Origin of the sequence: Mucilaginibacter sp. (assembly GCF_028288225.1) — a bacterium.
GTDB lineage: Bacteria > Bacteroidota > Bacteroidia > Sphingobacteriales > Sphingobacteriaceae > Mucilaginibacter.
This window is the reverse complement of sequence record NZ_JAQBOC010000095.1, coordinates 153972-164150: the sequence shown is the minus strand read 5'-3', so window position 1 is coordinate 164150 and position 10179 is coordinate 153972. Positions and strand designations below refer to the sequence as shown.

Sequence of the window (10179 nt, the reverse complement as noted above, 5' to 3'; positions counted from 1 at the left end):
AGGTAAATTCAAATTAGGAACTGATTTGAAAAGCGCTAAGGTATCTGCTACGATCCTGTCTCATTTAAAAGGTGATAAAGTAATTATCTTCAAAAAGAAAAGAAGAAAAGGTTACAAGAAAAAGAACGGTCACCGTCAGCAATTTACCAAGATAGAGATCACTGGTATAACATTATAATTAAAGTTTAATCGGGGGCCGTTATAGCTCCATAAAGATATTAAGAAATGGCACACAAAAAAGGGGCCGGTAGTTCCAGAAACGGCCGCGAGTCACATAGCAAACGTTTAGGTATCAAGATATTTGGTGGTCAGCCGGCAATTGCAGGTAACATCATTGTTCGTCAGCGTGGCACCAAACACAATCCGGGCCTTAATGTAGGTATCGGCAGAGATCATACCTTATTTGCATTGGCTGAAGGTATTGTAACATTCAAAAAGAAAGCAGACAACCGTTCATACGTTTCTGTGTTACCTTTTGAGCTTGAGCCTGTTGCTGAAGTTGCAGCACCAAAACCAATTGTAAAAGCTGAGAAAAAAGTAGTTGAAGCAAAAGTGCCTGTAGCAGAAGCTGCACCAGCAGTTGAAGAAACTCCTGTTGCTGAAGAAGCAGCTCCAAAAGCAAAGAAAGCAGCTGCTCCTAAAAAGAAAGCAGCTGATACGGAAGAAAAAGCAGCTGAGTAATCAGCATAAGCTAATCATATTGAAAAGCCCGGATTTATTTTAAGTCCGGGCTTTTTTTTTTGCTGTAGTTTTACCAATATTTATTTTAAGCTTCCTTCGGCACACAAGCGCTCCATCTCTTTGTCCTATGCTGCTCCTCGCCAGATTGGGCCAGATCTCGCAATCGCAAGCCCAGTCTCTATTTTACTCTTACAAAGTCAACATCTTGCCAATACACCTTATTTTTAGTAGTAAATACTAATTGGTTATCGACATCCGCACGTTCAACATAACAATCGTTAAAGTCAGTGAGTTTTATCGTAAAATAGTTTGACTTTGTATCTAATTTATAGTCATCAAAGATGTTGAAATAAATTCGCTGATAACATCTTCCATTCAATTTACAATTAAGTGGAGAAAGATCCTGAATTGTTAGACCCAAATGATAATACAGATTACCGTTTTCAAATATCTTTTTCTTGGGAAGAACTATAATATGGGCTGTTGATTCCAAGAAATCTATTTTACCCATTACTGTAATTTGATATTTAAATCTCCCATCAAAAAAAGCATCATCTTTAGGTAAGTCTATCTTTAGATAAATGCTGTCTCCGGATAATCTATTTTCCTCCGATATGTTAAATCTAACGTTCTGAAAAGCTTTATCATTAGATAACTTTAGTGCCGATTTCGAAAAAAAATGCCAAGTCCCTTTTGAAATTGTGTCACAACCAGAGATGGCCGCATCAAAGGCTTTATTGTGCCCTTTCAACATACAGAAAGAGCTGTCTTTTCCAATAACAAACTCCAGCCCCTCATTAGATTTGTATTGACCTACTGGATCTTTTATATGATAATTTTTATCATTAGTTTGTGGATACGCTTTAGTTAAAATCAACAAAGATGAAAGAAATAATAAAAAGTGAATGCTGATCTTTTTCATATATTATTTTTGCTGATATAATAAGTGCAAGAACTAAATCTTCTCGAATTGTCAGCCATCGGATCGATCATATTAAATCAACCAATTACCGGATCATAGAACCTTGCGCCATAATCAATCTTATCATTCTATAATCACCTTTTTCAAATAATAAGTATCCGCATCAATAACAGGCATTGTCTTACTATCAACCCTGATCCCTTTACTATCTACTATCATTCGTTTTGTACCGGCATCAGTTGTAACATCAATGGGTAATGGAATAGAAATGTTGTCAAGCTGAATTAAATACTTATCTCTCGGTTGCTGTTTAATATGCACCTCAAGCTTCTTAACTGAACGCAAATAAAGATCGAACAAAGGTTTTAAATCTTTTCCTGATTCCTTGCTGAAAAATTGCTCTACATCATCAGTATTTACCAGGTTGCTGTAAGTGTATTTTGGGGATGTGACAAACTTTTTAAGCGCAGGGAAAAATGTACTATCATCCATTATATAACAAATAGTATGCATGAAGAAAGCCCCTTTACCGTAGATATCACCGTTGTAGGCTGCTTCTTCATCAATATCTTTCCCTATTACAATTGGGATCTTATTTCCAAAGGTAGGCGCAGATCGCTGGAAGAATTTGATATAGGCCTCTTTACCTTCAAATTCTCTTACGTATAAAGCATCGCCGTAGGTGCAGATCCCTTCATGGATCCAATAATCTGCCCAGTCTTTTGCAGTTACTTTGTTGCCCCACCACTCGTGTCCAAACTCGTGGTGCATCAGTCCATCATAATCAGTGCCGCCAACCTTTGTGTAATGGAACTTATTGCCATAAGCATTCATGGTTTGGTGCTCCATACCCAGGTGAGGTGTTTCGCAGATGGCAATTTTTTCTTTTGCCCAGGGGTATTCGCCAAAATATTTTTCCTGTTCGTGGATGGTTTTTTCAAATATATCCAGGTGATGCTCTGCTTTTGAAAGATGCTCTTTTAATACATAAAACTGCAGGGGTGTAACATGCCCGTCAATAGTAGTGTATTTACGACTTACAACTGCAAAATCACCGACATTAAACAGGATGCTGTAATTATTAATGGAATAATTAGTTTTCCAGTGGAAGGTTGCGGTTTCGCCGTGTTTAGTTACTTTTTGTAGCAAGCCCGGACCTGCAACTACCAGATCTTTTGGTACAGTAATTATCAGGTCTACACCCTCATTCGGTTCATCAGAAGGATGATCCTTGCATGGAAAATACAGCTTACCACCTGTTCCCTCGGCTGTAATGGCCATCCATTGGTGCCCGGTTGAGTCCCTTGACCAGATGAACCCATCATCCCAAGGTGGTCTGCGGGCTACATGGGGCTTACCACCGTAGATCACTTTTACGCTGGCTTTACCGGCAGGCAGCTCATTAGCAAGGTTGATCCTGATTAAGTTATTTTTATATTCAAATGGTTGTTTTTTATTATTCACCAAAACCTGGCTGACATTTAATGAATCAAGCAGATCGAATAGTAATACATGTGTTGGCTGCGCCATTATAACATCAATGGTTGCAGAGCCATCGATTGTTTTTTGCTTGAAATCTACATTTAAACTGATGGTGTAATGTCTTACATCCATAATGGCCTGCTCTGGCTTTAATTTGCCGCCTGAGGTAAGTTCCTGGGCGAAATTTTTGCCTGCAAGTATTAGAAAAATGATTGTGAATAGTTTACGCATTTGTTTGGTGATAATTATCCAGCAGTATAAAATTTGATTGGAACGGTATATTTTGATTTGATAAACTTATTGTTTTTCATAGCTGGGATCCATTTCGGTGAAAGGTTTATAACCCTTAATGCTTCTTCATCAAAAGCTGCACTCATACTTTTGGCAACCTTTATTTCTGATAAACGACCATCTTTTTCTACAAAAAAACTTATAATAACTATACCTTGCGATTCACCGCCATCAGCTGTTGGCCATTTTAAATTTTTGTGCAAAAATGCGCTGAATGCCTCCTTGCCTCCCGGAAATTCGGGTGGAGTTAGAACTTGTGAATAGGCTTTTTCAATAAAAGAAAATAATAAAACAGCAATAATGGTTATCAGTAATCTTTTCACGCATTAAATATAATTAATTCTCCCGTACCAACAACCCATCCGCAAAATCGCGCAGGTATTGTTTGTGCTCTTCGGGTAAATTAATGGCATCAAGTGCATCAAAAGCCTTATCGGCATAGGTTTGCATAGCTTCTTCGGCGTATTGCCTGATATTCAAAGAATTATAGATAGAGGTAACGGCCTCAATCTTTTCGCTGTTATCAAACTGTTTTGAAGTAATCCAATTATTTAATTCAACAGTTTGTTGCTTATCCGCCAACTCCAATGCTTTTATTAAAAGGAATGTTTTTTTGTTGGAGATAATATCCCCACCAACCTGCTTGCCAAACTTTTCAGGGTCGCCGTATATATCAAGGATATCATCCTGCAGTTGAAATGCCAGTCCCAAATGCTCGCCGAAGCTGCTCAGCAATTCTGCGTCCTTAACATCGGCACCGCCTATTAATGCGCCTATTTTTAAAGCGCCTCCCAGTACAACTGCTGTTTTCAGGCGGATCATGTTCATATACTCATCAATATTTACATGGCTCAGCATTTCAAACTCCATATCCAGTTGCTGGCCCTCGCATACACCAACAGCTGTGGTATTAAAAATATTGAGTATAGGACGCAGTAAACGGTCTTCAACCTGCATCATTAATTTATAACCCTCAACAAGCATAACATCACCAGATAGGATAGCTGCATTTTTATTCCAGCGCTCGTGCACAGTAGTACTGCCCCGGCGTAAAGGCGCATTATCCATAATGTCATCATGCATTAAAGTGAAATTATGGAATACCTCAATGGCAAGGGCAGGAGAGATAGCCGCATCCACATCACCGCCAAACAAGTCGCAGGCCATTAAAAGCAGGGCGGGGCGCATCCTTTTGCCACCCAGCGAAAGAATATAGCTTATGGGGTCATATAACGCCGCAGGATACAAGGGAAAGCTAAGCTTGTTAACAGCCTCACTTATTATCTCCTGCAAATCTTCAAGTTTCTTCATTTATTTTTTGGATTTCACCGATGTAAGGATGATTTCACCGATTTAATTTTGATCGATTAAGTGAACGGTTAGAGAAATTTAACTTATCCAACTCAATCAACCTAATCTAACTTATTCAACCCCTAATTACTCCTGTACCAATGTAAAGTCGATTTGTTTTTTAGTCAGATCAACATTTTTTACTCTTATTTTAACTTCATCACCCAGCTGGTAAACTTTCTTTTTACGCTGACCGATGATGGCATAGTTTTTTTCGTCTAAAGTATAAAAGTCATCTGAAATATCGCGCAGGCGGATCATACCTTCACATTTATTTTCGATGATCTCTACATACATACCCCATTCAGTAACGCCGGATATAACGCCACTGAATACATTTCCAACCTGGTCGCGTAAATACTCCGCCTGTTTATATTTTACCGATGCGCGTTCAGCATCGGCTGCCTTTTTCTCCATTTGCGAGCTATGCTGACACAGTTTTTCATAATGCTCTTCGTTGGCAGACTGCCCACCGTTTAAGTAATGAAATAACAACCTGTGCACCATCACATCCGGGTAACGCCGGATAGGAGAGGTGAAGTGGGTGTAATGATCAAATGCCAGCCCGTAATGGCTGGAACTTTTAGTGGTATAAATAGCTTTAGCCATTGAGCGGATAGCAAGCTGGGTAAGCACGTTCTGTTCTTTCTTGCCTTCTACATCCTCCATTAAAAAGTTAAGGGATTTTGCAGTTTCTTTATCAGATTTTGTGTTGATCTTATAGCCAAACCTTGCAGCAAACTGGGCAAAATTAGCCAGGGCCTCGGGCTTGGGTGTATCATGCACACGGTAAACAAAAGTATATTTGTGCTTGCCTTTGCCCATTTTGCTTACGTATTCGGCAACCTTGCGATTGGCCAGCAGCATAAAATCTTCAATCAGTTTATGGGCATCCTTGCGTTCTTTTACATATACGCCTGTTGGTTTACCGTGTTCATCAAGCTTAAATTTTACTTCGGTAGTTTCAAAGCTGATAGCACCGTTTTTAAACTTGCGTTCACGAAGTTTGTAGGCTAATGCATTCAGCATCAGGATCTCCTTATCAAAATCGCCAACCTCGTTTTCTATTACTTCCTGCACCTCTTCATAAGCAAAGCGCCTGTCGGAGTGGATCACTGTTTTACCGAACCATTCGTTTATGATATATGCATTTTCATCCAGCTCAAAAACTGCTGCAAAACAAAGCTTATCTTCTTTTGGCCGTAATGAACATAATCCGTTTGATAAACGTTCGGGCAACATTGGTATTACCCGGTCAACCAGGTAAACAGATGTGCCGCGATCAAGTGCTTCTTTATCCAGTGCGGAATCCGGGAAAATATAGTGCGATACATCAGCGATATGCACACCAACCTCATAGTTGCCATTATCTAATATTCTGAATGACAGCGCATCATCAAAGTCCTTGGCATCAAACGGGTCGATAGTGAAAGTGGTAACATTTCTAAAATCGCGCCTTTTGGCAATTTCTTCATTTGTAATTACATCAGATATTTCTTCCGACTCATGCTCAACTTCTTTTTGGAAAGATAACGGGAAGCCATATTCCGCTAATATGGCGTTCATTTCCGTATCATTCTCGCCCTGCCTGCCTAAAATGTGCTTTATCCTGCCTATCGGGTTTTTGGCTTCAGCAGGCCAGTCGGTAATCTCGGCAACCGCTTTTATTCCATTTTTAGCACCGTTGAGCTCGCTCATCGGGATAAAAATATCATGCATCATTTTGCGGTCATCCGGAATAAAAAAGGCAAAGCGCTCGGATAATTTTACTATCCCTGTAAACTCCATTTTGGCGCGCTGCAGGATCTCAATTACTTCGCCTTCTTTATGTTTGCCTTTGCTTTTCGCATATACGTAAACCTTAACGCGGTCGCCATTTAAGGCATTTCTAAGTTTGCGGGGAGCAACAAAAATGTCGCTTTCAAATTCATCGTCGGTAATTATAAAAGCTGAGCCATCATTAGTAAGATCAACCTTTCCTTCAATAAATGTTTTAAGTTCCAGTAATTGAAACTTACCCGGAGCTACTTCTTTTAAGGCGCCTGTTTTTGTTTCATCCCTAAGGATCTCAAAAATTATATCCCGGGAATCCGGGTCGCGAACGTTTAATTTAGCAGAAACTTGTTTGTAATTTAACGGTGTATTACCGTTTTGTTCAAATATATCAAGTACCATTTGAGTAAGTACTTTTACTATAGATGAACTGTTTTTCTTTTTAGACATATGTATTATTTGTGCAAAGATACGATGTTTTCAATGCGGAAGGCGGAATGTCGATTGCGGAAGTTTTGAATGCGGAAATCGGAATGCCAATTGCGGAAGTTTTTTTAAAGAGCTTGCAGCTCGGAATGCCGATTGCAGAGGTATTTAAAATGTGGAGTTTGAACGTCTAATTTTCATTTCGCAATCCACATTCTGATTTCTGCATTTAATCTCCTTTATTTTTTCTTGCTATTTAAATTATTTTCCTTGGCTGTTTTGCCAGAGCTTGTAAAAATTGCTGTTAATTCGTTCGATTCTTTATGCAGGAATTTGGTGAAATCATTAATTAAAGTTTCTGATTCCATAATCAACTCTAACCAGAGTGTTGTTTCGTCTGCTTCTTCTTCTACAATTGTAATTTTTGAAATAAAATCGGCCTTTGAACGGGCTTTGCATGCAGATCTATAATTAGCAGCCACAGAAGTACCAGAACGTAAAATTTGATTGCCTAGTACTCTTCCAATTCTGTCTTCAGGCATTGCCTTAACTAATTTAATAATATTAAGAGCGAATGTTTTGTTCTAAATTTAAGGTCGTTTAAAGGTTGCATATGAAATGTTTTATGTGGGTTAATTAATCCCAAATTATGAAATCTCTTAATAACTTAACACATTTAATATTCTAATTTCACATTAAAAAGTTTTTCAATTAAAACTTCCGCAATCGACATTCCCACTTCCGCATTACAATATTCCCGGAATAGAACTGATCAATTTTTTCGTATATTCCTCTTTCGGATGATAATAGATCTCATCCGGGTCGCCCATTTCAACAATTTCTCCTTTGTTCATAACCATCATGCGGTCTGAGATGTGTTTAATCACAGCAAGGTCATGTGAGATAAAAATATAGGTCAAATTAAATTCCTGCTGTAATTCGCGGATCAGGTTAAGTACCTGGGCCTGTACGGAGACATCCAGTGCCGAAACGGATTCATCACAAATAATAAACTTAGGTTGTAAGGCCAATGCACGCGCTATAACAATACGTTGTCGCTGACCGCCTGAAAACTCATGTGGATAACGGTTAAAATGCTCTGGTGAAAGGTTTACCCGCTCAAGTAATTCCAAAACCTTCTTTTTTCGCTTACTATCATTTGTATAAAATTGATGTACCTGTAAAGGCTCCATTAATGAATCACCAACAGTTAAACGAGGGTTAAGTGATGAATATGGGTCCTGGAAGATAATTTGTATATCCCTGCGGATCTCACGTAAATCATCTTTTTTAAGGCTACGCAAATCAATGTTTTCAAAGTGGATGCTGCCGGATGTAGGTTCAATCAAACGCAAAATGCTTCGACCTAAAGTAGTTTTACCACAACCTGATTCGCCAACCAGACCAAGCGTCTCGCCGGGATATACATCGAAGCTTACCTGCTTAACGGCTTTTACAAATTCCTTTTCCCGGTTAAAAAAACCATTATTCACCGGGAACCAGGTATTAAGGTTGCTTATTTTTAACAAAGGCTCTTGGCTGTATAGTTTACTTTTTCTCGCTTTAATTTCATCAGTTGGATAAGTATATTCTTCTCTTATTTTTTCAATACTTACCGTTTTTTTTGCATCGGTATCTAAAAAGTCGGCAATAATGGGCAATTTTTTTAAATGCAGATCAGGGGATGGGCGGCAGGCTAATAATCCTTTTGTATAGGGGTGTTTTGGATGTGTGAACAATTGTTTTACAAGAGATTCTTCAACTACTTCGCCTTTATACATTACAAGCACACGGTCGGCAATTTCGCTGATCACTCCAAGGTCATGCGATATAAAGATCAGGCTCATATTGCGTTCGGCTTTTAGCTTTAGCAATAGCTCGATTATAGCTTTTTGTACGGTTACATCAAGGGCGGTAGTTGGCTCATCGGCAATCAGGATCTCCGGGTTGCAGGATAACGCCATCGCTATCATTACCCGCTGCTTTTGCCCGCCCGAAATTTGGTGAGGATAGCTGTCAAAAATAGCTTCAGGCCGGGGTAACTGCACCTCTTTAAATAATGCTATCGTTTTTTCTTTGGCTTCGGCTTTTGTTGTATTGAGATGTAATTGTATGGCTTCGGTTATCTGGTAGCCACAGGTTAAAACCGGATTTAGCGAGGTCATCGGTTCCTGGAAGATCATAGCCATTTGATCTCCTCTTACCTTACGCATTTCACTTTCAGGCAGTTCGCATAAACTAATGCTATTCAATAAAATACGACCACTTATTAAAGCCTGGTTTTTATCCAGCAATCGCATCAGCGCAAGTGAAGTAACCGATTTTCCGGAGCCCGATTCGCCGACTATGCCAATAGTTTCACCTTTTTTTAGATTGAAAGAAATGTCCTTAACCGCCTCGAAAAGACCATTTTGTGCTTTGAATTTAATGTTCAGATTATTTACCTGCAGCATTATACCCCAACTATGGTTATACACTCATCTGTAATCAGCTCTTCTCCACGATAGCGCCTTAATAATTGGGCGGTTGCGACCACATCCTTTTGGCAATAGATGCAAATTCTTTCCAGCTCATTATCAATCCAGTAAACTTTGCCCACCATGCTGCCATCAATATCGTCTTTTGGGGTGGGAATATTAAAAATTGCGGTAAGTAAACTTAACGAGGTATAGTTTTTATAATCGCCAAACTTCCACAGCTCCATAGTATCCAGGTGATTTATCTCCCATGGTTTTTTGCCCGATAGTTCTAATTGTGATGGGATCTTAATACCATTTACCAGCATGCGGCGGCAGATATAAGGAAAATCAAATTCCTTACCATTATGGGCGCAAAGGATCAAGCTCGCAGGCTGACTAAGCAACAGCGCCGAAAACTCTTCCAATATCTCTTTCTCATCATGCGACGCAAACGATTTTACCCTTAATCCAACGTTGCGGCCATTAATAAAGATCCCGACTGAAATACAAATAATCTTCCCAAACTCAGCCCAAATTCCGGCCCGTTCATAAAAATCCTCTGCAGTTTCTTCCTTTCGCTGATGCACCGTTTTTAAATCCCATAGCTTTTGAAAATGCTCCGGCACCTCATCAAAGCTCTTGTATTGAGGAACGGTTTCAATATCAATAACCATCAGGTTATGAAGGTCGTATTGTTCAAGCATTGGGCAGTATTTATTTTTTGAGCAATATAAGGAATCAGTTTGCAGTTTTTAGTTGGCGGTTTGCAGTTTTTTGTCAAAATATAGTGAACTA

Annotated in this window: 10 protein-coding genes and 1 pseudogene; 3 read left to right on the top strand and 8 right to left on the bottom strand. The window is 39.2% G+C overall.

The annotated features are described in order from the left end of the window. Positions 1-178 (top strand): 50S ribosomal protein L21 (rplU, locus tag JWQ54_RS28765; RefSeq protein WP_299591518.1); only part of this gene is annotated, 178 nt, incomplete at its 5' end. Positions 179-225: 47 nt separating this feature from the next. Beyond that, entirely contained in the window at positions 226-681 is a 456-nt protein-coding gene (rpmA, locus tag JWQ54_RS28760; RefSeq protein ID WP_299591514.1) for a 50S ribosomal protein L27, read from the top strand. A 178-nt stretch (positions 682-859) separates the two neighbouring features. Here the strand turns inward: rpmA and JWQ54_RS28755 are convergent, their stop codons facing one another. The 5 genes from JWQ54_RS28755 to rnr all read right to left on the bottom strand — a co-directional run bounded on the left by JWQ54_RS28755 (position 860) and on the right by rnr (position 6949). Next, complete coding sequence (locus JWQ54_RS28755; RefSeq protein ID WP_299591512.1) at positions 860-1603, bottom strand: hypothetical protein; 744 nt, start codon at positions 1601-1603, stop codon at positions 860-862. Positions 1604-1726: 123 nt separating this feature from the next. Next, positions 1727-3316, bottom strand: coding sequence for a M1 family metallopeptidase (locus tag JWQ54_RS28750; RefSeq protein ID WP_299591510.1), 1590 nt, complete (start codon positions 3314-3316; stop codon positions 1727-1729). Positions 3317-3330: 14 nt separating this feature from the next. Further along, entirely contained in the window at positions 3331-3699 is a 369-nt protein-coding gene (locus JWQ54_RS28745; RefSeq protein ID WP_299591508.1) for an energy transducer TonB, read from the bottom strand. 13 nt (positions 3700-3712) lie between these two features. Continuing rightward, on the bottom strand, positions 3713-4687 hold the full coding sequence (locus JWQ54_RS28740; protein ID WP_299591506.1) for a polyprenyl synthetase family protein: 975 nt from the start codon (positions 4685-4687) through the stop codon (positions 3713-3715). A 126-nt stretch (positions 4688-4813) separates the two neighbouring features. After that, entirely contained in the window at positions 4814-6949 is a 2136-nt protein-coding gene (rnr, locus tag JWQ54_RS28735; protein WP_299591504.1) for a ribonuclease R, read from the bottom strand. Between the two features lie 11 nt (positions 6950-6960). Here rnr and JWQ54_RS28730 point away from each other — a divergent pair, with 11 nt between their 5' ends. Next, the gene (locus tag JWQ54_RS28730; RefSeq protein ID WP_299591502.1) at positions 6961-7119 is read left to right on the top strand and encodes a hypothetical protein; all 159 of its coding nucleotides are present in this window, start codon (positions 6961-6963) and stop codon (positions 7117-7119) included. Positions 7120-7164: 45 nt separating this feature from the next. Here the strand turns inward: JWQ54_RS28730 and JWQ54_RS28725 are convergent. The 3 genes and pseudogenes from JWQ54_RS28725 to JWQ54_RS28715 form a co-directional block, all read right to left on the bottom strand. After that, positions 7165-7491 (bottom strand): annotated as a pseudogene (locus tag JWQ54_RS28725) (four helix bundle protein); the annotation flags it as partial. Positions 7492-7671: 180 nt separating this feature from the next. Continuing rightward, positions 7672-9378 carry an ABC transporter ATP-binding protein gene (locus JWQ54_RS28720; protein ID WP_299591500.1) on the bottom strand — a complete coding sequence of 569 codons (1707 nt, stop codon included), beginning with the start codon at positions 9376-9378 and terminating at the stop codon, positions 7672-7674. Beyond that, positions 9378-10088: a 3'-5' exonuclease gene (locus JWQ54_RS28715; protein ID WP_299591498.1), complete on the bottom strand. Its 711-nt coding sequence runs from the start codon at positions 10086-10088 to the stop codon at positions 9378-9380. The genes JWQ54_RS28720 and JWQ54_RS28715 overlap by 1 nt, the downstream gene beginning before the upstream one ends. Positions 10089-10179: the final 91 nt, after the last annotated feature.

Bases quoted from the DNA above. Each gene is read 5' to 3' on its own strand.
- rpmA (WP_299591514.1), top strand. From the start codon at position 226: ATGGCACACAAAAAAGGGGCCGGTAGTTCCAGAAACGGCCGCGAGTCA.
- JWQ54_RS28755 (WP_299591512.1), bottom strand. From the start codon at position 1,603: ATGAAAAAGATCAGCATTCACTTTTTATTATTTCTTTCATCTTTGTTG.
- JWQ54_RS28750 (WP_299591510.1), bottom strand. From the start codon at position 3,316: ATGCGTAAACTATTCACAATCATTTTTCTAATACTTGCAGGCAAAAAT.
- JWQ54_RS28740 (WP_299591506.1), bottom strand. From the start codon at position 4,687: ATGAAGAAACTTGAAGATTTGCAGGAGATAATAAGTGAGGCTGTTAAC.
- rnr (WP_299591504.1), bottom strand. From the start codon at position 6,949: ATGTCTAAAAAGAAAAACAGTTCATCTATAGTAAAAGTACTTACTCAA.
- JWQ54_RS28720 (WP_299591500.1), bottom strand. From the start codon at position 9,378: ATGCTGCAGGTAAATAATCTGAACATTAAATTCAAAGCACAAAATGGT.
- JWQ54_RS28715 (WP_299591498.1), bottom strand. From the start codon at position 10,088: ATGCTTGAACAATACGACCTTCATAACCTGATGGTTATTGATATTGAA.